The 23,292-nt window shown below is 44.3% G+C and carries 19 protein-coding genes; 10 read left to right on the plus strand and 9 right to left on the minus strand.

The annotated features are described in order from the left end of the window. Positions 1–49 precede the first annotated feature (49 nt). From J4N44_RS02155 to carB, 9 genes are all read left to right on the plus strand, one after another. Entirely contained in the window at positions 50–835 is a 786-nt protein-coding gene (locus J4N44_RS02155) for a cell division protein FtsQ/DivIB (protein ID WP_009697609.1), read from the plus strand. Next, entirely contained in the window at positions 828–2,090 is a 1,263-nt protein-coding gene (gene ftsA, locus J4N44_RS02160) for a cell division protein FtsA (RefSeq protein ID WP_005447800.1), read from the plus strand. The genes J4N44_RS02155 and ftsA overlap by 8 nt, the downstream gene beginning before the upstream one ends. A 30-nt stretch (positions 2,091–2,120) precedes the next feature. Continuing rightward, complete coding sequence (ftsZ, locus tag J4N44_RS02165) at positions 2,121–3,365, plus strand: cell division protein FtsZ (protein WP_252044808.1); 1,245 nt, start codon at positions 2,121–2,123, stop codon at positions 3,363–3,365. A 101-nt stretch (positions 3,366–3,466) separates the two neighbouring features. Then, a complete protein-coding gene (gene lpxC / locus J4N44_RS02170; protein ID WP_005447804.1) occupies positions 3,467–4,384 on the plus strand; it encodes a UDP-3-O-acyl-N-acetylglucosamine deacetylase in 918 nt (305 codons plus the stop codon). A gap of 782 nt (positions 4,385–5,166) precedes the next feature. Beyond that, positions 5,167–7,896 carry a preprotein translocase subunit SecA gene (secA, locus tag J4N44_RS02175; RefSeq protein ID WP_009697611.1) on the plus strand — a complete coding sequence of 910 codons (2,730 nt, stop codon included), beginning with the start codon at positions 5,167–5,169 and terminating at the stop codon, positions 7,894–7,896. Between the two features lie 338 nt (positions 7,897–8,234). After that, entirely contained in the window at positions 8,235–8,633 is a 399-nt protein-coding gene (gene mutT / locus J4N44_RS02180; protein WP_009697612.1) for an 8-oxo-dGTP diphosphatase MutT, read from the plus strand. A 113-nt stretch (positions 8,634–8,746) separates the two neighbouring features. Then, on the plus strand, positions 8,747–9,556 hold the full coding sequence (dapB, locus tag J4N44_RS02185; protein ID WP_252044809.1) for a 4-hydroxy-tetrahydrodipicolinate reductase: 810 nt from the start codon (positions 8,747–8,749) through the stop codon (positions 9,554–9,556). A gap of 481 nt (positions 9,557–10,037) precedes the next feature. Beyond that, on the plus strand, positions 10,038–11,192 hold the full coding sequence (carA, locus tag J4N44_RS02190) for a glutamine-hydrolyzing carbamoyl-phosphate synthase small subunit (RefSeq protein WP_005447811.1): 1,155 nt from the start codon (positions 10,038–10,040) through the stop codon (positions 11,190–11,192). A 16-nt stretch (positions 11,193–11,208) separates the two neighbouring features. After that, positions 11,209–14,442, plus strand: coding sequence for a carbamoyl-phosphate synthase large subunit (carB, locus tag J4N44_RS02195; RefSeq protein ID WP_005447814.1), 3,234 nt, complete (start codon positions 11,209–11,211; stop codon positions 14,440–14,442). Between the two features lie 81 nt (positions 14,443–14,523). Here carB and J4N44_RS02200 read toward each other — a convergent pair whose 3' ends face one another. Next, positions 14,524–14,916, minus strand: a complete 393-nt coding sequence (locus tag J4N44_RS02200; RefSeq protein ID WP_171904759.1) for a hypothetical protein — start codon at positions 14,914–14,916, stop codon at positions 14,524–14,526. A 622-nt stretch (positions 14,917–15,538) separates the two neighbouring features. Next, positions 15,539–15,967 carry a DUF1240 domain-containing protein gene (locus J4N44_RS02205; RefSeq protein ID WP_145994114.1) on the minus strand — a complete coding sequence of 143 codons (429 nt, stop codon included), beginning with the start codon at positions 15,965–15,967 and terminating at the stop codon, positions 15,539–15,541. A 424-nt stretch (positions 15,968–16,391) separates the two neighbouring features. Here J4N44_RS02205 and J4N44_RS02210 point away from each other — a divergent pair, with 424 nt between their 5' ends. Continuing rightward, entirely contained in the window at positions 16,392–17,171 is a 780-nt protein-coding gene (locus J4N44_RS02210; protein ID WP_009697613.1) for a TSUP family transporter, read from the plus strand. On the opposite strand, the gene J4N44_RS02215 is transcribed toward J4N44_RS02210, so the two are convergent. From J4N44_RS02215 to J4N44_RS02245, 7 genes are all read right to left on the minus strand, one after another. Next, positions 17,107–17,967, minus strand: coding sequence for a LysR family transcriptional regulator (locus J4N44_RS02215; RefSeq protein ID WP_017190088.1), 861 nt, complete (start codon positions 17,965–17,967; stop codon positions 17,107–17,109). The two genes, J4N44_RS02210 and J4N44_RS02215, sit on opposite strands and share 65 nt — an antisense overlap. Positions 17,968–18,089: 122 nt before the next feature. Continuing rightward, a complete protein-coding gene (locus J4N44_RS02220; protein WP_017190089.1) occupies positions 18,090–18,710 on the minus strand; it encodes a TRIC cation channel family protein in 621 nt (206 codons plus the stop codon). 77 nt (positions 18,711–18,787) lie between these two features. Then, complete coding sequence (btuF, locus tag J4N44_RS02225; RefSeq protein WP_252045076.1) at positions 18,788–19,612, minus strand: vitamin B12 ABC transporter substrate-binding protein BtuF; 825 nt, start codon at positions 19,610–19,612, stop codon at positions 18,788–18,790. Further along, on the minus strand, positions 19,612–20,565 hold the full coding sequence (locus J4N44_RS02230) for a cobalamin biosynthesis family protein (protein ID WP_239923998.1): 954 nt from the start codon (positions 20,563–20,565) through the stop codon (positions 19,612–19,614). The genes btuF and J4N44_RS02230 overlap by 1 nt, the downstream gene beginning before the upstream one ends. 14 nt (positions 20,566–20,579) lie before the next feature. Next, on the minus strand, positions 20,580–21,275 hold the full coding sequence (gene mtnN / locus J4N44_RS02235) for a 5'-methylthioadenosine/S-adenosylhomocysteine nucleosidase (protein ID WP_005447825.1): 696 nt from the start codon (positions 21,273–21,275) through the stop codon (positions 20,580–20,582). A 65-nt stretch (positions 21,276–21,340) separates the two neighbouring features. Next, a complete protein-coding gene (locus J4N44_RS02240) occupies positions 21,341–21,769 on the minus strand; it encodes a DUF1499 domain-containing protein (protein WP_005447833.1) in 429 nt (142 codons plus the stop codon). A gap of 91 nt (positions 21,770–21,860) precedes the next feature. Further along, positions 21,861–23,273, minus strand: coding sequence for a glutamate synthase small subunit GltD family protein (locus tag J4N44_RS02245; RefSeq protein WP_009697616.1), 1,413 nt, complete (start codon positions 23,271–23,273; stop codon positions 21,861–21,863). Positions 23,274–23,292: the final 19 nt, after the last annotated feature.

Raw genomic sequence — 23,292 nt, forward strand, 5'->3', positions numbered from 1 at the left:
TGTACTAACACGGTGAAAAGTACAGGACAAAAGTCAGGAAACGAAGACGTTGTTGAATATTGCACTGAATGAAGAGCGACTTAACACGGACAATAACCGTGGTCGTCAAGATAAAATCTTGGGTGCGCTATTTTTCTTTGTTGTGGTGACCTTAATTAGTTCTGTTTTGTACTCAGCGATCAGTTGGATGTGGGATGACCAAAGGTTACCTCTCTCCAAAATTGTACTTCAGGGAAAACTGGAGTATGTCACAGCAGACGATGTGCAAGCAGCGTTTGGACAAATTGATCATATTGGCACCTTTATGTCTCAAGACATTGATGTGTTGCAGCAAAGTGTCGAAGCCCTTCCATGGGTCGCGCATGCTGCGATTCGTAAGCAATGGCCAGACACGGTAAAAGTATTTTTGACAGAACATCAACCCGTTGCCATCTGGAATGGCAATGAGCTGTTAGATGCTAATGGCTTAGTATTTAATGGTGATGTTGGCCTGCTAAAGGAAGAAAAAGTTAAGTTATATGGTCCCAATGAGACTGGACCGGAAGTTTTGCAAACCTATCGCGATCTCCGTCCTAAGTTCCAAACGTTGGGGCTGGCTATTTCGTCATTAGTGTTAAACGAACGACGAGCTTGGCAGATCATCCTTGATAACGGTATTCGACTAGAGCTCGGTAAAGAGTCTCTGGATGAGCGGATAGAGCGCTTCTTTTTGCTTTATAACAAGCTCGGCAGTGACACTCAAAGAATCAGTTATATCGATCTTAGGTACGATACGGGAGCCGCAGTTGGTTGGTTCCCTGAACATGAGTTAGAACAAGAGAGTACGAATGACTAAGGCCGCTGATGACAACATTATTGTTGGTCTTGATATAGGCACTGCAACCGTATCAGCTCTAGTGGGTGAGATTCTACCGGATGGCCAAATAAATATTATTGGTGCGGGTAGCAGCCCTTCACGTGGCATGGATAAAGGCGGCGTGAATGATTTGGAGTCGGTTGTAAAATCAGTGCAACGCGCAATTGATCAAGCTGAGTTGATGGCGGAATGCCAAATCAGCCGAGTATTTATTTCGTTGTCTGGTAAGCATATCGCAAGCCGAATTGAAAAAGGCATGGGCACCATATCTGATGAGGAAGTGTCTCAGGAAGATATGGATCGCGCTATCCATACTGCAAAATCGATTAAAATCGGTGATGAACAGCGAATCCTTCATGTGATTCCACAAGAGTTCACCATCGACTACCAAGAGGGCATTAAAAACCCACTTGGTTTATCAGGAGTGAGAATGGAAGTCAGTGTCCATTTGATCTCATGCCATAATGATATGGCACGCAATATTATTAAGGCTGTAGAACGTTGTGGTCTTAAAGTAGAGCAACTTGTGTTTTCTGGGCTTGCTGCAAGTAATGCAGTGATCACCGAGGATGAAAGAGAGCTTGGGGTTTGTGTGGTTGATATCGGTGCCGGCACGATGGACATTTCTATCTGGACCGGTGGTGCGTTACGTCACACTGAAGTATTTTCTTACGCAGGAAATGCAGTAACTAGCGATATTGCTTTTGCTTTTGGTACGCCAGTGAGCGATGCTGAAGAAATAAAAGTCAAATATGGCTGTGCCTTGAGCGAACTAGTCAGTAAGGATGACACGGTTAACGTTCCTAGCGTAGGTGGTCGACCTTCACGTAGTCTGCAACGTCAGACGTTGTCAGAAGTGATTGAACCACGATACTCTGAGCTTATGGGACTGGTTAACCAAACTATCGACTCTGTACAAGCGAAATTGCGCGAAGAGGGCATTAAGCACCATCTCGCTGCGGGTGTAGTTCTTACCGGCGGTGCTGCGCAAATCGAAGGAGTGGTAGAATGTGCGGAACGCGTATTCCGCAACCAAGTAAGGGTTGGCAAACCGCTTGAAGTCAGCGGGTTAACTGACTATGTAAAAGAGCCGTACCATTCTACGGCAGTTGGATTACTTCATTACGCAAGAGACATGCAGTCTAGCGACGATAGCGATTATAATGAACCTAAGCGCTCATCTGTTACTGGCTTTTTCGGTAAATTGCGTAATTGGATACAAAAAGAGTTTTAACCTGAGTTGCAGGATAAACGGAGACAACACATGTTTGAACCGATGATGGAAATGTCTGACGATGCAGTAATCAAGGTCGTTGGAGTTGGTGGCGGCGGTGGTAACGCCGTTGAACACATGGTGCGTGAATCCATCGAAGGTGTGGAATTCATCAGCGTCAACACTGATGCGCAAGCACTTCGTAAGACAAGCGTTGGCAATGTCATTCAGATTGGTGGTGATATCACTAAAGGTCTGGGTGCAGGTGCGAATCCACAGGTCGGCCGTGAGGCAGCTCTCGAAGACAGAGATAGAATTAAAGATTCCCTAACTGGTGCCGATATGGTGTTTATCGCAGCAGGTATGGGTGGCGGTACAGGTACTGGTGCAGCACCTGTTATTGCTGAAGTAGCTAAAGAGCTTGGCATTCTTACTGTTGCGGTAGTAACAAAACCGTTCAGCTTTGAAGGCAAAAAGCGTTTGGCATTTGCTGAGCAAGGTATCGATGAGCTATCTAAGCATGTTGACTCTTTGATCACAATTCCAAACGAAAAGCTACTTAAAGTACTTGGTCGCGGTGTAACGCTATTAGAAGCTTTCGCAAGTGCGAACGACGTTCTTAAGAACGCTGTTCAAGGTATTGCGGAGCTAATTACTCGCCCTGGCATGATCAACGTCGACTTTGCAGACGTACGTACTGTAATGTCTGAAATGGGTCACGCAATGATGGGTAGCGGTATCGCGAAAGGCGAAGATCGTGCAGAAGAGGCAGCGGAAATGGCAATTTCTAGCCCACTTCTAGAAGACATCGATCTAGCTGGTGCTCGTGGTGTTCTTGTTAACATCACTGCAGGTCTGGATATGCGTCTTGATGAGTTTGAGACTGTTGGTAACACAGTGAAAGCATTTGCTTCTGACAATGCAACCGTAGTTATCGGTACTTCTCTAGACCCAGATATGACGGATGAAATCCGCGTAACAGTTGTTGCGACAGGTATCGGCAACGAGAAAAAACCAGACATTACGCTAGTTGCTGGTGGCAAAGCGAAAGTAGCACCAACTGCTACTCCGCAAGCTCAACCACAACAGCAAGCTGCGGCACCACAAGCTGAAGAGAAACCGGCACAGACTTTGCAAACTACTCCAGTGCAAGAGAAGCCACAGGTAATTCCTCAGCCGACAAACACAGTTTCTTCTTCTCCAGCTTCTGCGGGTCAGAGTTCTGCCGCTCCTAAGCAAGAGAAGGAAAGTGGTTATTTAGATATCCCGGCATTTTTGCGTCGTCAGGCTGATTAATCTTTAACCCATAAATTTGACATAGCTCAAGATTATGGTAGCATTCACGGTCGACGTTACAGACGACCGTGTTTTGTAGCATATTTTAGAGAGGCAAGCAGATGATCAGACAACGTACTCTGAAAGAAATAGTGAAAACAACTGGTGTGGGTCTCCACTCTGGTCGTAAAGTCACACTTACTCTGCGCCCAGCTGCTGCAAACACAGGTATCATTTACCGTCGTACAGATGTAAACCCACCTGTAGATTTTCCAGCTGACCCAGCGTCTGTTCGTGACACTATGCTATGTACAGCATTGGTGAACGATGAAGGCGTGCGAATTTCAACTGTAGAACACTTGAATGCAGCACTTGCTGGTATGGGTATCGACAATATTATTGTCGAAGTAGACGCTCCTGAAATTCCAATTATGGATGGCAGTGCAAGCCCGTTTGTATACCTGCTACAGCAAGCTGGTGTTGAAACGCAAAATGCACCGAAGCGTTTTATTCGTATTAAGAAACCAGTTCGTTTTGAAGATGGCGATAAGTGGGCAGAGTTTGTTCCATTTAATGGCTTCCGTATGGACTTCGAAATCGACTTTAACCACCCTGCGATTGAGTCAGATGAGCAACGTCTTCTATTTGATTTCTCATCTCAAGGTTTCGTTCGTGAAATTTCTCGCGCACGTACGTTTGGTTTTATGCGTGATATTGAATACTTACAATCTCAGAACTTAGTTCTTGGTGGTAGTTTCGATAATGCAATTGTACTGGATGATTACCGTATTCTTAACGAAGAAGGTCTACGCTTTGATAATGAGTTTGTTACTCACAAAGTACTAGATGCTATTGGTGACCTTTACATGTGTGGTCATGCCATTATCGGTGAGTTCCGTGCTTTCAAATCAGGTCACGGTCTAAACAACCAACTTCTACGTGCAGTTCTTGCGGATCAAGAAGCATGGGAATGGACAACATTCGAAGAAGAAGTGGGTTCACCAGTTGCTTTTGCAGAACCAAACATGGTTTTAGCGTAATAAACAGCGCAAACAGATTAAAAAAGCCAGGCAATGCCTGGCTTTTTAGTATCTGAATGTTGAGTCTATATTTTCTGACGTACGCTTTGTTTGACATAGGCTTTTGGCAGCATGTGAAGCGTTCTGCAAATGATCGTTCAACGATCTTCTGTGAAGATATTACTTTCAATGAATACAGATGTCCTGTAAATGCCTATTAGAAATGGCAATGGCGAATAGTGAAACATTGCCACTTTTTACTGCTTGGCAAGGCGTTGCCGATCCTTTTCTTACCATTATGATCTTTTAACGTTGAACACCAAACTTAGGATCCTTTTTAAGTGAAGTCGATAAAATTATGATCTTACATAGGTAAAATCTAATTTTGTTGAGATATGGGTATTCAAAAGCAGCTTTCTACTGGGCGATGGTTTACATTATTGCCTTTATCTTCAGCTCATAGCGACGATTTGAACTTAGCCACTAGAGGCTGATTCTTCTAAAGAATGGCTTATAAAATACCGACTTTGCGCTTTGATGAGGGGGTAATAGTGGCTAATACATCATCAGTTTGTCTAAAAACTTACGAGTGCTTCAAACAAATACGTCTATTTATGGTTGTATCGACGAAAAATCCTTACACTAAGCCACATTGATTCAAAATTTAGCCTTGAAATATGGATGTTTGAACTCAATATCTTTGATAAATGATTTATCTCAGTATTCTTAGTTCCAAACTGGCAGAGACTGAAGGCATTACGAGTAGATCGGGAACGGTCTGATTAAAGAGAGATTCACGAAAAATGATAACTAAGCTACTGACAAAAGTAATTGGCAGTCGCAACGACCGAACACTGCGCCGCCTTAGAAAAATTGTAAAAGAGATTAATAACTACGAACCAACGTTCGAAGCACTTTCTGATGAAGAGCTAAAAGCGAAAACTGTTGAGTTCCGTGAGCGCCTAGAGCAAGGTGAGACTCTTGATAAGCTACTTCCAGAAGCTTTTGCTACGGTTCGTGAAGCATCTAAGCGTGTTTACGGTATGCGTCACTTCGACGTTCAGCTTATCGGTGGTATGGTACTGAACGGCGGTCAAATTGCGGAAATGCGCACTGGTGAAGGTAAAACTTTAACTGCAACTCTTCCTGCTTACCTAAACGCACTTCCAGGTAAAGGTGTACACGTAGTCACAGTGAACGACTACCTAGCAACACGTGATGCTGAGACTAACCGTCCACTATTTGAATTCTTAGGTATGACAGTTGGCGTGAACGTGCCAAACATGCCTCCTCAAGCGAAAAAAGAAGCTTACCAAGCTGATATCCTTTACGGTACAAACAACGAGTTTGGCTTTGACTACCTACGTGACAACATGGCTTTCCGCAATGAAGACCGTGTTCAACGTGAACGCTTTTTCGCAGTTGTCGATGAAGTGGACTCAATCCTTATCGATGAAGCTCGTACTCCTCTGATCATCTCTGGTCCAGCAGAAGATAGCTCGGATCTATACACTCGTATTAACCTGCTTATTCCAAATCTTCAAAAGCAAGATAAAGAAGACTCTGAAGAATACCGCGGCGACGGTCACTACACGGTTGATGAGAAATCTAAACAAGTTCACTTAACGGAAACGGGTCAAGAATTCGTTGAAGAACTAATGGTGAAAAATGGTCTGATGGAAGAGGGCGATACACTTTACTCTCCAACTAACATCAGCCTACTACACCACGTTAATGCAGCGCTTCGTGCACACGTATTGTTTGAACGCAATGTAGATTACATCGTCAATGATGACGGCGAAGTTGTGATCGTCGATGAACATACCGGTCGTACAATGCCGGGTCGTCGTTGGTCTGAAGGTCTTCATCAAGCGGTTGAAGCGAAAGAAGGCGTTAAGATTCAAAACGAAAACCAAACGCTGGCATCGATCACCTTCCAGAACTACTTCCGCCTATACGAAAAACTATCAGGTATGACAGGCACAGCGGATACAGAAGCATTCGAATTCCAATCGATTTACGGTCTAGAGACAGTGGTTATCCCAACCAACAAACCTATGATCCGTAACGATATGCCAGACGTAGTTTACCGTACTGAAGCTGAGAAATTCGCTGCAATTATCGAAGACATCAAAGAGCGCGTAGAGAAAGGTCAACCATCTCTAGTAGGTACGGTTTCTATCGAGAAATCAGAGCTACTCTCTAACGCACTTAAGAAAGCTAAGATTAAACACAATGTACTGAACGCTAAGTTCCACGAACGCGAAGCAGAGATCGTTGCAGAAGCGGGTACACCTGGTGCGGTAACGATCGCGACTAACATGGCTGGTCGTGGTACGGATATCGTGTTGGGTGGTAGCTGGCAAGCGAAAGTCGAAGCGCTTCAAGATCCAACCAAAGAACAGATCGATGCTATCAAAGCTGAGTGGAAACAAGTTCACGATCAAGTACTAGAATCAGGTGGTCTGCACATCATTGGTACTGAGCGTCACGAATCTCGTCGTATCGATAACCAGTTACGTGGTCGTTCAGGTCGCCAAGGTGACGCAGGTTCATCTCGTTTCTACCTATCGATGGAAGATTCACTACTACGTATCTTCACTTCAGATCGTATGGCTAGCCTTATCCAAAGCGGTATGGAAGAAGGTGAGGCGATTGAATCTAAGATGTTGTCTCGTTCAATCGAAAAAGCACAACGTAAAGTGGAAGGTCGTAACTTCGACATCCGTAAACAGCTTCTTGAATACGATGATGTAGCAAATGATCAGCGTAAAGTAGTTTACGAATTACGTGATGAGCTAATGAGCGTTGACGACATTAGCGATATGATCGAACAAAACCGTGAAGATGTTGTTACTGCGATCATCGATGAATACATTCCACCACAATCTCTAGAAGATATGTGGGATGTGGAAGGTCTTCAAGAGCGCTTGAAAGCGGACTTCGATCTAGATGCGCCTATTAAGCAATGGCTTGAAGAAGACGACAAGCTATACGAAGAAGCGTTGCGTGAGAAGATCATCAACCTAGCAGTTGAAGTCTACAAAGCGAAAGAAGAAGTAGTCGGTGCGCAAGTACTTCGCAACTTCGAGAAGTCAGTTATGCTTCAAACGCTAGACACGCTTTGGAAAGAGCATCTAGCGGCAATGGATCACCTACGTCAAGGTATTCACCTACGTGGTTATGCGCAGAAGAACCCGAAACAAGAGTACAAGCGTGAGTCGTTTGAACTGTTTGAAGGTCTACTAGAAGCGCTTAAGACGGATGTGATTACCGTGCTATCTCGCGTACGTGTTCAACAACAAGAAGAAGTTGAGCGTATGGAAGAGCAACGTCGCGCGCAAGCTGAAGAAGCAGCTCGTCGTGCCCAAGCTCAACACGCAGCAGCACAAAACCCACTAACTGAAGGCGAAGAGTCTGAAGAAACGTCTAACCAACCAATGGTTCGTGAAGAGCGTAAAGTGGGTCGTAATGAGCCTTGTCCATGTGGCAGTGGTAAAAAGTACAAACAGTGCCACGGGAAAATTGACTAATACAGTCCGAAAATATTGATAAAGAGTCGCTTAGGCGGCTCTTTTTGTATTGATATACCCAAGTAACCTCGAGATGCTTGGTTCAGCGAGAATGACTTGGTTTGAAGGCGAGGCAACAATTTGAAGATCTAGTGGTTCTAAATCGAAAATTGTTAACGAAGCATGCGAACCAAGGCAACTCGCCCTTCGGGAGCGTGTCACTGAAGCAACTTCATCGTCAAACAACTTGGAAATAGCGTGCTATTCCGCTTCGTTGTTTTCCTTGAACTTGAATCAGTGACGACGCTCTGAATCTAGCATCTTGAAGTCACTTGGGTATAGATCTAGGAACGAATCTAATGAAAAGAATTCATATTGTTGCGGCAATCATCTTTAACCAAGATAAATCGCAAATCTTCATCACTAAACGTCCAGATGACAAACACAAAGGAGGATTCTGGGAGTTCCCTGGTGGCAAAGTAGAGCAAGGTGAAAGTGTTGAGCAAGCGATGATTCGTGAGCTGGAAGAAGAGATTGGTATCACAGTGACAGAGCAATCCCTATTTGAACACTTGGAATATGACTATCCAGAAAAGTCTTTGAAGTTTGATTTCATGACAGTATCTCAGTTCGATAACCAACCTTATGGTCGCGAAGGTCAAGAAGGACGTTGGGTTGATGTTGCTGCATTACTTGATTACACCTTCCCAGAGGCAAACGTACCGATTCTAGAGCGAGTGATTAAAGAGTTTTCTTAACTCGCTGCGAACTATCTTGTGGTTAACACGGGATATTGTTAGTTTAAAAAGATTCGGCGAAACGAAAGAGGACGAGGCAAGCCTCGTTTATCCAGAGAAGGAGAGAAAGCGCAATGGTTCGTATTGCAATTGCAGGAGCTGCTGGCCGCATGGGTCGCAACCTAGTTAAAGCATCGCATTTAAACTCAGAGGCATCCGTGACTGCGGGATCTGAACGTCCAGAGTCTTCGCTAGTTGGCGTAGATGTTGGTGAGTTGTGCGGTGAAGGTAAGTTTGATGTCTTTCTGACGGATGATTTAGCAAAAGAGGTCGACAACTTCGATGTTGTTATCGACTTTACGGCTCCAGTGAGCACGCTAGCGAATCTAGAGCTTTGCAAACAACATGGCAAGAGTATCGTCATTGGCACGACTGGCTTTAGCGAAGAAGAGCGTGAATTGATCGATGCTGCTGCGAAGCAAGTGCCAGTTGTGATGGCTCCTAACTATTCAGTCGGTGTGAACCTTGTCTTTAAGCTTCTCGAGAAAGCGGCCAAAGTGATGGGGGATTACTGTGATATTGAGATTGTTGAAGCGCATCACCGCCACAAAGTTGATGCTCCGTCTGGTACCGCGATTGGTATGGGGGAAGCGATCGCAGGAGCGATGGGCAATAAGCTAAGCGATGTTGCCGTTTACGCTCGTGAAGGTATTACGGGTGAGCGAACAAAAGATGAAATTGGTTTTGCTACGATCCGTGCTGGGGATATTGTAGGTGAACATACGGCTATGTTTGCTGACATTGGTGAACGCGTTGAGATTATTCATAAAGCGACCGACCGAATGACCTTTGCTAATGGGGCGGTAAAAGCCGCAGTTTGGTTGCATGCTAAGCCAGCAGGTTTTTATACCATGACTGATGTTCTCGGGCTTAATGAACTGTAAATACATAATTATTCGCCGGCGTAAGCCGGCTTTTTTGTTTTTGGAGAAAATTATGTAAACAAAATGGTTCCATAAGGTCGCAAGATTTCTCATAGTTTTATTATTATTTTGTGTGTTTGACTTGTAAAAATGGCTGTAAGACCTAAAAGTTGTAGTTGAAGTTGCGGGATGAACGTTTGCGCAAAAATCTCACAAAATTTTGTGATCTTCAATAAGTTCAAATTTGTAAAATTCACAAAAAAGTCATGGTAAGTGATCTGTAGATAGCTAAAACTTACTTTTTTAGGGCTTTTTCTGTTGAAACGTCATTACTCGCTAGAAAGTACCAATTTATTTTTCAATGTGTGTTGACAGTTTCAAAGTCCGTCTTTAGAATACCGCCAATTTGTCAAAAATACCTGTTTATGTAAATTATCAAGGTAAAGGAAGGCAAATTTGCAGCTTAATTTATTTTTTATGCATTTTTATTCTGGAGGTTGTCTTGGGTAAATTAGCACTGTTAGTCCTAGAAGATGGGACAGTGTTCCGCGGTGTTTCCATTGGAGCAGATGGTATTTCCGTTGGTGAAGTTGTTTTTAATACCTCGATGACGGGGTACCAAGAAATTCTCACTGATCCTTCCTATTCTCAACAAATCGTTACTCTTACTTATCCTCACATTGGCAATACCGGAACCAATTCCGAAGACGAAGAATCTTCTTCAATCCACGCACAAGGCCTTGTGATTCGCGATCTCCCTCTTATCGCTTCTAACTTCCGTAATGAACAATCCCTTTCTGATTACCTCAAGTCGCAAAACATCGTCGGCATTGCAGACATCGACACGCGTAAGCTAACTCGTATCCTGCGTGAAAAAGGTGCTCAAAACGGTTGTATCGTAGCTGGCTCTTCTATAAACGGAGAGAATCTAGACGAAGCTTTGGCACTAGCGAAAGCAAAAGAATTCCCTGGTTTGAAAGGAATGGATCTTGCGAAAGAGGTTACAACAAAAGAAGCGTATCAATGGAAACAAGGTTCGTGGACGCTTGAGGGTGGACTTCCAGAAGCGAAAGACGACAGCGAATTGCCATATCACGTTGTTGCCTACGATTTCGGCGCAAAACGTAACATCCTGCGCATGTTGGTTGACCGAGGCTGCCGCCTAACGGTTGTTCCTGCTGAAACTTCAGCAGAAGAAGTTCTGGCTCTAAACCCAGATGGCGTTTTCCTATCAAACGGTCCTGGTGACCCAGAACCATGTACTTACGCAATTGAAGCGACAAAAGTATTCCTAGAAAAAGGCCTGCCAATCTTTGGTATCTGTCTAGGCCACCAAATCCTTGCGCTAGCATCGGGTGCACAAACAGTGAAAATGAAGTTTGGTCACCACGGCGCAAACCACCCAGTAAAAGATTTGGAGCGTAATGTTGTAATGATTACGTCGCAGAACCACGGTTTTGCAGCAGACGAAGCAACACTACCTGAAAATCTACGTGCTACTCACGTATCGCTATTTGATGGCTCTCTACAAGGTATTCACCGTACAGACAAGCCAGCATTTAGCTTCCAAGGTCACCCTGAAGCGAGCCCAGGTCCACACGACGCGGCACCGCTATTTGACCACTTTATCGAACTAATCAAAAAACACAGCGCTTAATTCGGAGTAGTAGATAATGCCAAAACGTACTGACATTCAAAGTATTCTTATTCTTGGTGCTGGTCCGATTGTTATCGGTCAGGCATGTGAGTTTGACTACTCTGGCGCACAAGCGTGTAAAGCACTGCGTGAAGAGGGTTACCGAGTTATCCTAGTGAACTCTAACCCTGCAACCATCATGACTGACCCAGACATGGCGGATGCAACTTACATCGAGCCAATCCAATGGGAAGTGGTTCGTAACATCATCGCGAAAGAAAAACCGGATGCAGTACTACCTACAATGGGTGGTCAAACTGCATTGAACTGTGCTCTAGACCTAGAGAAATACGGCGTTCTAGAAGAGTTCGGCGTTGAGATGATTGGCGCAACGGCTGATGCAATCGACAAAGCGGAAGACCGCTCTCGTTTCGATAAAGCGATGAAGTCTATCGGCCTTGAGTGTCCACGTGCGGATACTGCAAAAACGATGGAAGAAGCTTACGCTGTACTCGATATGGTTGGCTTCCCTTGTATCATCCGTCCATCATTTACTATGGGTGGTACTGGTGGCGGTATTGCATACAACAAAGAAGAGTTCGAAGAAATCTGTCGTCGCGGTCTAGACCTGTCGCCAACTAACGAACTTCTAATCGATGAGTCTCTTATTGGTTGGAAAGAGTACGAGATGGAAGTGGTTCGCGACAAAGCGGACAACTGTATCATCGTATGTGCGATTGAAAACTTCGATCCAATGGGCATCCACACGGGTGACTCAATCACGGTTGCACCAGCGCAAACACTAACAGACAAAGAATACCAGCTAATGCGTAACGCATCTCTAGCAGTACTGCGTGAGATTGGCGTTGAAACTGGTGGTTCTAACGTACAGTTTGGTATCAACCCGAAAGATGGCCGCATGGTTATCATCGAGATGAACCCGCGTGTATCTCGCTCTTCTGCTCTAGCTTCAAAAGCAACAGGTTTCCCAATCGCTAAGATTGCAGCGAAACTGGCTGTTGGCTTTACACTAGACGAGCTAATGAACGACATTACTGGTGGCGCTACACCAGCATCATTCGAACCAACCATCGACTACGTAGTAACTAAGATTCCTCGCTTTAACTTCGAGAAATTTGCAGGTGCTAATGACCGTCTAACGACGCAAATGAAGTCAGTTGGTGAGGTAATGGCAATTGGTCGTAACCAACAAGAGTCACTACAAAAAGCACTTCGCGGTTTAGAAGTTGGCGCTACTGGTTTTGACGAGATGGTTGACCTAGATGCACCAGACGCTCTGACGAAAATTCGTCATGAGCTGAAAGAAGCAGGCGCAGAGCGTATTTGGTACATCGCGGATGCATTCCGTGCGGGTATGTCAGTCGATGGCGTATTCAACCTAACGCAAATCGACCGCTGGTTCCTAGTTCAAATCGAAGACATCGTGAAGCTTGAGCAAGAGCTCAAAGCAAAAGGTTTCGCTGGTCTAAACAAAGAAGAACTTAACAAGCTGAAGCGTAAAGGTTTTGCTGATGCGCGCCTATCTAAGATTCTAGGTGTTGCGGAAAGCGAAATCCGTCGTCTACGTGACCAGTACGATATTCACCCAGTGTACAAGCGTGTTGATACGTGTGCGGCAGAGTTCTCATCTGATACAGCTTACATGTACTCATCTTACGATGACGAGTGTGAAGCTAACCCAACAGACAAAGACAAGATCATGATTCTAGGCGGTGGTCCAAACCGTATCGGTCAAGGTATTGAATTTGACTACTGTTGTGTACACGCATCGCTAGCACTACGTGAAGATGGCTACGAAACTATCATGGTTAACTGTAACCCTGAGACTGTTTCAACAGACTACGATACATCTGACCGTTTGTACTTCGAACCAGTAACACTGGAAGACGTATTAGCAATCGCACGTGTTGAGAAGCCAAAAGGCGTTATCGTTCAGTACGGTGGTCAAACACCACTTAAACTGGCTCGTGCACTTGAAGCAGCTGGCGTGCCAATCATCGGTACTAGCCCTGATGCAATCGACCGTGCAGAAGACCGTGAGCGTTTCCAAGTTGCTGTCGACCGTCTAGGTCTTCTACAGCCAGAGAACGCGACAGTAACGACGATGGAGCAAGCAGTAGAGAAATCTCGTGAAATCGGTTACCCACTGGTTGTACGTCCTTCTTACGTACTTGGTGGTCGTGCGATGGAAATCGTATACGACGAGCAAGACTTACGTCGCTACTTCAACGAAGCAGTAAGCGTATCAAACGAATCTCCAGTACTACTAGATAGCTTCCTAGACGACGCAGTTGAAGTCGATATCGATGCTATCTGTGACGGTGAGCGTGTGGTTATCGGCGGTATCATGGAGCACATCGAGCAAGCGGGTGTTCACTCAGGTGACTCAGCATGTTCTCTTCCTGCATACACGCTAAGCCAAGAAATCCAAGACGTAATGCGTGAGCAAGTTGAAAAGCTAGCGTTTGAATTGGGTGTTCGTGGTCTGATGAACACGCAGTTCGCGGTTAAGAACAACCAAGTATACCTAATCGAGGTTAACCCTCGTGCAGCGCGTACGGTACCGTTCGTATCTAAAGCAACTGGTGCGCCAATCGCTAAGATTGCTGCGCGTGTAATGGCGGGTCAATCGCTAGAGTCTCAAGGCTTTACGAAAGAAATCATCCCACCGTACTACTCTGTAAAAGAAGTTGTACTGCCATTCAATAAGTTCCCAGGTGTTGACCCGCTGTTGGGTCCTGAAATGCGCTCTACTGGTGAAGTTATGGGTGTTGGTGCGACGTTTGCAGAAGCTTACGCGAAAGCAGAATTGGGTTGTGGTAACATTTACCCAGAAGGTGGTCGTGCACTTCTTTCTGTTCGTGCAGGGGACAAAGAGCGCGTTGTGGACCTAGCGTCTAAGTTGACAAAACTTGGTTACCAGTTGGATGCAACACACGGTACAGCTGTCATTCTTGGTGAAGCGGGCATTAACCCACGTCTAGTAAACAAAGTACACGAAGGTCGCCCTCACATTCTTGACCGTATTAAGAACAACGAGTACACCTACATCGTAAACACGGCTGCTGGTCGTCAAGCGATTGAAGACTCTAAAGTTCTGCGTCGCGGTGCACTAGCTGAGAAAGTGAACTACACGACAACGCTAAACGCTGCATTCGCGACTTGTATGGCACACACGGCAGATGCGAAGAGCACAGTAACTTCGGTTCAAGAGCTACACGCAAAAGTGAAAGCTAGCCTAGAAGCGTAATAGATAAAAATCAGTAAGCCCGAAAAATAGGGCTTATATGACAACCTCATTGCCCGCTCATTTGAGCGGGCTTTTTTGTCTTTAAGGTTGCTTAAAATGGAGAGAATTGAAGTGCGCTAAGAAAGCCTGATAGAGCGGACTTTTGTACAGCATCAAACTAATGGCTGAAAGTAACGTCCCTAAAGATGAAGAAATAGCACTGCCATTTGCAATAACAAAATTAGAGCTACAAGTAACCAGAATAAATGCAATAGTGATCAAATTTACCTTAGCTGCAATACTCAAGCCTTTGCTAATCGTTAGAATGTTTGGAACACATATTACTATTGCAGTTATTGTGCCGAAGAGAATTAAGTAAATATCAACCCCAATTCTTCGCTTGATAGAAAACCATTCATTCCAGATGTTTAGGCTTATTGCTAGACCTACAGTCAAGCATAGATATAAAGCAATAGGGAGAAACCATTTAGTCATGCGACCCTCTTTAATTCTTAAGTTGAAACTTGATATGTATCCGATTTCGAGAGTAATTTATAAGGAGTCGCGCTCCATACATTAAACTCTATTTTTTATTTTGTATGATCTTTTCTCCAATAAAAAATTGTAAGTTGATTCGTCTTTGCTAAATATATAGTTATTAGACTTAGCAAATACATCAGCTAAGATAATTGCAGGGTATAATGATAAAAAAGTAGTTATGGAGAGTGCTAAAAAAATCTCACTTGATTTTTTGAATTGGCCCTTAGTCAAAAAGTTGTTTGATATAATTGAGATAACTAGTATTCTCAAGCATTCAAAAAGAATGAAACTCGCTCCAAACATATATACATATACTTGATCAAAGGTTGCTATTTCACTTTTGGTGACTATATTGTCATAGAAGTCGACGATACCTTTAAATGAGTATATAAATAGAGAGATTGATGATGTGAGTAAGAGTATCAAGTAGAATAATGCTTGCGTTCTATCGTAGTTACCATGCTTCATCATAATACCCATTTACTCATGTGTTAATATTCCATTTCTAGTATCACAACCTATTCTTATCGAATGTAGAGGATGATTACTCCAAATAATATTGGTTTTCTAATTCTTATCACTTTATATAAACGTAGTTCTTATCATACAGCCAGGATTGACTTAATTTTTCTGAGTATTTATATCCATTTTCTAGTGCTACTTTTTCTAAATAGTAGCTAACAGGGTATGGTGATATTATAGATGTGAAGAATATTATAAAAAATATTTTTAATGTCACTTCATTTGTTTCTTTGGAGAATTTTTTATCTCTAATTAATGCAACTAAAGAGTAGCAGGAGAAAAGTATAAATAATATTGACCCAGAAGTTAAGGCTATGGATGAACGTGAAAAATTCACACTTCTCTCTTCAATCTCTATGTTTCTGATGAAATTAAATATTTCATTAAATGACATGTGTATCATTGAAACTCCTAACGTGGAGAAAATTATAGCGGATAGAAATATATATGTTTTGTTTTCTAACCTTTTTTTGTTGTTATTCATTTTAAAGACATCTCCTCATCCAGTTTTGATTTTTATAAATTATTTAATTTAAATTTCCAATGTCCTCATTAAGGTTTGAGCTTTATCATATTTTGAATAGTTTCTTAACTTAGAGATTAAAATTCATATAAGAATATATTTTTCTAGATAATTTGTCTTGAGAAGTTACTATGATACATAGCGTTTTATTTTTATGGATTAATAATTATTTTGCATCAATTAATTGATGGGGATAAGGCATATTTTTTATTTAATGGGCGGAGTTAAAAGTCTTTGTGTAATAATCTATTTTGTTATTTATTGTTTTTTAAGTTAAATGATGAAAATCTGGAATAGGTTGGTGTCTTGAGTTTCCTTTTGTTCGTCTGTCAGACAGTGCTATCGTTGCTCCATCTTGGTTACAAATATTTACAAGGACGCACAAGTGGAAGTTACGTTCGAAATCTTAATTGCATTGTTTTTTGTCGCATCTGCTGCGGGATTTATTGATGCGATGGCTGGTGGCGGTGGTCTCTTGACGCTCCCTGCTTTGTTGGCCGCAGGGTTAAGTCCTACTCAGGCATTGGCGACCAACAAACTCCAAAGCTCGTTTGGAAGCTTTTCTGCCAGTTGGTACTTTGTGCGTAATGGTATTGTTAGCCTGAAAGAGATGCGCTTAGCGATTCTATGTACCTTTATTGGTTCTGCCATTGGTGCAGAGGCTGTGCAGTTTATCGATGCCGGTGTGCTCACTAGTCTTATCCCAGTCTTGCTGATCGCGATTTCTCTCTACTTTTTGCTTTCTTCAACCTCGAAAGCGGCTGAAGGTGAACCCAAGCTTTCTGAAGCGATGTTTGCTTTGTGTGTTGGTGGGGGCGTAGGCTTCTACGATGGTTTCTTTGGACCAGGCACTGGCTCTATCTTTGCGCTTTGTTTTGTCGCACTAGGTCACTTTTCACTGGTTGATGCGACTGCCCGCACTAAGATTCTTAACTTCACCTCAAACATTGCGGCGCTACTGTTCTTTATTCTTGCTGGTTTACCTGTGTGGGAAATCGGCCTTACCATGGCCGTAGGTGGCTTTATTGGTGCTCAGCTTGGTGCCAAAGTTGTCGTCACCAAAGGTCAAAAATGGATTCGACCTTTAGTCATTACCATGTCTATGTTGATGGCGACAAAACTTCTTTGGCAACAACATCACCAATGGTTTCTATCACTGTTTTAACTCTTGGCGACTGGTACACGTTCTGCCTAACGCAGATATGAATTGGTCGAATCAAAGAGGTCAGTGGCTCAAACATAAAGCAGTTATCGCCAGGAATCTTCAACGCTCTGACGATTGATAGCGGGATTAATGCAGGAGCTGCTCCTCCCAGTGCGAGTTGGGCTGCCGCTGTGTAGGCATCCATTTCCATCAATGGCTTAATACCGATTTTCTCTAATGCTGGCAGTTGGTAGCTATTGGATGGATTGGTTAAATCATTTGTGATTACTTTTTTCGGGAGCGTATACAGTGGTTGATCACTAACGAGGAAAAAAGGCTCATCACATAAGTGGAAAGCCATCAAACCATGATGCGGTGGCAATAGCCCTGCACAAAGCCCAACGGTCGCTTTACCGGATTGAACTCGCTCAACGATTCTAGGGCTGTGGTTAGTGGTTATGGTTAAGTACTGGTCTTGTTTGAGGTAATCACCAATCGTTTTCCCGAGATAACCTGCAATGAGAGACTTTGAGCTATCGAGGGTGATTAAAGACGTATCTTCTAGTTCTTGCTGTTCATAGATAAGGCCACGTAACTCATTAAAAGAGGGACCAATATTTTCGATCAAAGCCATGCCATCTGGTGTGAGTTTTATGGTTCTACCCGATGGTTCGACAAGTTTCTTTCCCAGTTTTTTCTCTAGATTCGCGATGCGTTTACTTACCGCAGATTGGCTGATATACAGCAAACTCCCTGTGCGGCTCATGGTTTTCGCTTTGCTTAAAACTAATAGTGTTTCGATGCCTTCCAGTAACATGTCTATCCATGAATGTTGGGAATAATAGCCTTAATATAACTAAGCTCAGAATCAGAAGCGACTGACGTTTACCAAAAAAAAGCCGTCGGTTATGACGGCTCTTTTCAATCAATAGGTGAACATTATCGATTTATGGCGAAGGTTGGCAGTGATAAGTGCCAGCGAATCGCCCCAAGGCGAATAATCAATGTTGAAACGACGCCTGCAAGTAGGGCGAAAGAGTGGTCATGACCCATGCTCAATGCAGTCGTGTGAAAAATACCACCGATGATACATGCTGTCGCATAGACTTCGCTTCTCAAAACCATCGGCACTTCACGTGCTAGCACATCGCGAATGATGCCGCCGCCACAGCCAGTAATGACGCCCATGATAACTGCCACCATGCCGGATGCATTGTAAGCTAGGGCTTTTTCAACACCGATACCAACAAATACTGCCAAACCAATTGCGTCACATACAGGAAGGACCCACCAAGGTAGACGTTTAGGGCGACGAACTAAAATCATGGTTAATAAACAGGTAATGAAAATTACCCATAGATAGGTCGTGTCAGTAATCCAGAATACAGGGGTAGCGCCAAGCGCCATATCACGAATAGTGCCACCGCCAATAGCAGTCACACTACCGAGCACGATCACACCGAAAGGATCCATCTTTAATCGGCCTGCGAGCAAAACTCCAGAAACCGCAAAGACAGCAGTACCGAATAAATCGATCATATAAAGCAGCATGGAGTCCATGTTACTTGGTACCTTATAAACAAATTGTGGGGGAACAGAAATGGGACGGAAATTGTACGGGATTTCCAACGAAAACGTTAGCGTTTTTGCCGAACGCTTTCAAAGTGTTCACACACCTCTGTGATCGCGTTTAAGGTTCTTGGGGTCGGGCGGTTGATCCAATCGGAATTAAGTGACCAAACATGACCATTTTTTAATGCAGGGATGTCGCTCTTCCATTCTGCCCACATTCCATCATTACCCATGGCATGGCGAGAGGTAAACAGTACTTCAGGCTGGCGAGTAATCACTTGCTCGATGCTGACTTGTGGGTAAGGGGCACTGCCTTTGGCAAAGATATTTTCACCACCACAGAAGGTGAAGACTTCACTTGGCCAGTTCTTGCCCGCAACGGTGATGATCGGTTTTTCACTCAACTGATAGAAGTAGCTAACTTTATCTTCGGTATTGTACTTTTCTTTTAACGCTTCTAACTGTGCACGAAAATCTTCAGCGGCTTTTCGTCCTACTTCCGGCTTCTCACTGTATCGGCTGAGTTGTTCAATATTCTTGGCAATATCCTCTAACGTTCCTGTTGTTGAGTAGTAAATCGGAATGCCAAACTGCTTGAGTTTATCAAGTTCTTTGGCTGGATTACCTGCAGGCCAAGCGATAACTAAATCGGGTTGAAGGGCGATGATGCGTTCGAGTTTAATGCCTTGATAGTTTGATACTTTTTCTAGGTCTTTGGCTTGCTCGGGGGAGTCACTCATCTCACTGACCGCAATCAGCTTGTCTCCAAGACCAGCTGCATAGGCGATTTCTGTTGCATGTGGCGCTAAGCTGATGACTCGTTGAACAGGTTCATTGGCAAAAGAAACAGCAGAGAAGATAAGAGGAAGGGCAAAGCAAAGTTTTTTCATCATAGTCCTTGATAAATGAATCCGAGAATTAGGCTTTGGATAACTATCCAAGCAAAGATACGCCAAACTATCAGTGTTTGGATTTGCGCTAGATGAATGGCTGATGGTGCAATACGCCCCCCAAGTTTTGCACGTTCGGCTCGCAGTCCTTGATACAAAGCTGGACCACCAAGTGACAATTGAAGCTTGTTACCAATCGAGCACAACAACCATGCCGGTCCAGGAAGCGGCCAAGATTTCGCTTGTTGAAGCATAGCAGTTGAAACGCTTGATACGTTTTTACCCGCACCAATAAACATCGCGAATAAGCGTAATGGAGTGATTTCTAGGACCGCTGTTAATTGAATAACTGGTTTGCCAAATGGTGAATATTGACGTCGACTAGGAGACCATGCTCGAGCTAACTCAGCAGTAAGACGATACATCAACGCGCCAATTCCACCAGTTACTCCATACCAAAACAGCACACACACTACGTTACGTCCGTAACCCATGATGATGGTTTCTGCTCCAGCTTTACCAATGCCTAGTAGCGATAAGCTCTCTGTATCGCGGTTCAGGTAAGGCTTGAGTAGTGCTCGGCATTGTACTTTATTCTCATTCGACATTGCGGTGACGAGTTGTTTAGCAAGTGATTCATTGTTTCGCCAGTCAAGAGCAATCAGCAGTAATGCCAGCTCAAATAGCGGTGCTTGCCAAACTAAAGGCTTCATCGCGAGCAGTAATATCAAGCAAGGCACAAGCATAAGAAGAAGAGCGAGTCCGCCAGAGATGATACTTTGCGAGTAGTTGTGGTTGTTATTGACCTTGTTAGCCAGTTGCTCGGCGAATTTATGCCAAAGCGTCACTGGATGCGCAGCGTGCGGTATGGGGAGCAGGAGATGGAATAATAATGCGCCCCACATGACGAGGAGCGCACCATTGGCATAAAACTGCTGAAAGGTTTCTTCCATGAAATTCGACAGACTTACTTAGTCAGTTCCAACATTTTGAATACCATTTCTGAAGAGCTTTTCGCCGCTAGCGGTAAGAACTCTTCGAAGCTCATTGGTGATTCTTTGTCTGCTACGTCAGAGATAGCGCGCACAACAACAAACGGCGTGTTGAATTGGTGACAAGTTTGAGCGATAGCAGATGCTTCCATTTCTACAGCGATAACTGAAGGGAAGTGTTTACGGATAAACTCTTGGCGTTCTGCCGTGCAAACAAACGCATCACCAGTACAGATCAGGCCGCGAACTGCGTGAGTGTTTTCCATTTGAGCCAGTGCTTTTTCAGCAAGGTCCATTAGCTTCTCATCTGCTTTGAATGCCGCTGGTTGACCTGCCATTTGACCCATTTCGTAGCCAAACGCGGTTACGTCTGCATCGTGGTGACGAACTTCTGTTGAGATAACAACGTCGCCTAGGTTTAGGCTTGAGTCGAAACCGCCCGCAGAGCCAGTGTTGATAACCACATCTGGTTGGTATTCGTCTAGCAGAATGGTTGTACCAACTGCTGCTGCTACTTTACCGATGCCAGATTGAAGCAGTACCACATCAACGTCGTTAATCTGACCAGAGAAAAACGTGCAACCTGCTTTGTTCACTGTTTGGCAGTTTGTCATTGCTTCTTTCAGGATGGTGACTTCTTGTTCCATCGCACCGATGATACCAACTTTCATAACACTCTCTTTCGATAAAAATTTAAGTTGGCGAGAGTATACCACTCTGCACCAATATGTGGTCGTTATTTGATTAACTCAGCATTCATCAGTAGTGAACGTAATTGTTCAGCACGCTTACGGTTCACGCCAAAGTCTGAATAGCCAACACGAGATTCTGAGCGAACAATCAGCTGATCGCCTTCTACCTTAAGTTCTAAATCGTCCACAAAGCGCATGATTTTAGATGTGCACTCTACGCGTATGTAGTTGCCTTCTTTCACCGCTGTTTTCGCACCTGGCAGTTCAAGTGCAATTTGCTCAATAGCATCGATGTTCGCTGAATCAGTCAGGGTGAATGGCGTTAGGTTGTATTCTGCACGCGTATCTTGAGTGGAGACGCAGTTTGGTTTGTCACCACAAGGTGATTGAGAACGATCCGTCATGGTTGTGACTCCTTGGCTACAAGCGGTTAAGCCGAGCAAAGTGATGGAAAGGAGAGCGGCTTTTTTCATTGTATTTACTCTTATAATTTTGCTTCTAATTATATGGATACAAAAGAAAAAGGATCCAATAATAGGATCCTTTTTGTGATGTTAGCTGTGATTAAACTTCGAGGTAATCGAGAATGCCTTCTGCTGCTTTTCGTCCTTCATCAATTGCAGTGACGACTAGATCAGAGCCTCGCACCGCATCGCCACCCGCGAAGATCTTTTCATTGCTGGTCTGGAATTGGAACTCTTGTTTCGCAGGGGCTTTGATACGACCCCATTGATCTAAATCGACATCAAACGGAGCTAACCAGTCCATTTTGTGTGGCTGGAAACCAAACGCCATGATCACGACGTCTGCCGGTAGAACGTGTTCGCTGCCTTCGACGGGCTCTGGACGGCGACGACCCGCTTCATCAGGCTCACCAAGAGCGGTTTTCACCACTTTGACCCCCGAGACCTTACCTGACGCATCGACTTCAATTCCTAAAGGCTGAAGGTTGAACATAAACTTCACGCCTTCTTCTTTGGCGTTTTTCACCTCGCGGCGAGAGCCGGGCATATTAGCTTCATCACGACGGTAAGCACATACCACGTTTGACGCGCCTTGGCGAATAGAGGTACGAACACAGTCCATCGCGGTATCACCACCGCCGAGTACAACTACGCGCTGCTTTGCCATGTCGATAAAAGGTTGGTCGTGCTCCAAGCCCATGACCTTGTAAGTATTTGAAATCAAGAATGGCAGAGCGTCGTAAACACCCGGCGCACCTTCATTTTCTAGTCCCGCACGCATGTACTTGTAAGTACCAACCCCCAAAAAGACGGCATCGTACTCATCAAGCAGCTCTTGCATCTGCACATCTTTACCTACTTCGACATTCATCTGGAACTCTACGCCCATTTCGGTGAAGACGCGGCGGCGATTTTCCATCACGCCTTTTTCAAGCTTGAACGAAGGGATACCGAAGGTCAGTAGACCGCCAATTTCAGGGTAGCGGTCAAACACCACAGGTTTCACGCCATTGCGCACTAGGATATCGGCAGCAGCCAAGCCTGCTGGACCTGCACCAATGATGGCAACCTTTTTATCGGTCCACTCCACCTTAGACATGTCAGGCTTCCAGCCCATTTCGAAGGCTTTGTCGGTAATGTATTTTTCAACGTTACCTATAGTGACGGCGCCAAAGTCTTCATTGAGAGTACAAGAGCCCTCACATAGACGATCTTGCGGACACACTCGACCACAAACTTCAGGCAAGCTGTTAGTTTGGTGCGATAGCTCTACGGCTTCGAGGATACGACCTTCATTGGCAAGCTTTAGCCATTGTGGGATGTAGTTGTGTACTGGGCATTTCCATTCACAATATGGGTTACCACAATCCAAGCAGCGATCCGCCTGCGCAGTCGCTTGTTGCTTGGTAAATGGTTCATAGATTTCAACGAATTCGATCTTACGAACTTTGATAGGCTTCTTCGCAGGATCTACGCGTTGAACATCGATAAATTGATAAACGTTCTGACTCATGATTCAAACATCCTCCATG

The organism is Vibrio sp. SCSIO 43155, assembly GCF_023716605.1.
Lineage (GTDB): Bacteria > Pseudomonadota > Gammaproteobacteria > Enterobacterales > Vibrionaceae > Vibrio > Vibrio harveyi.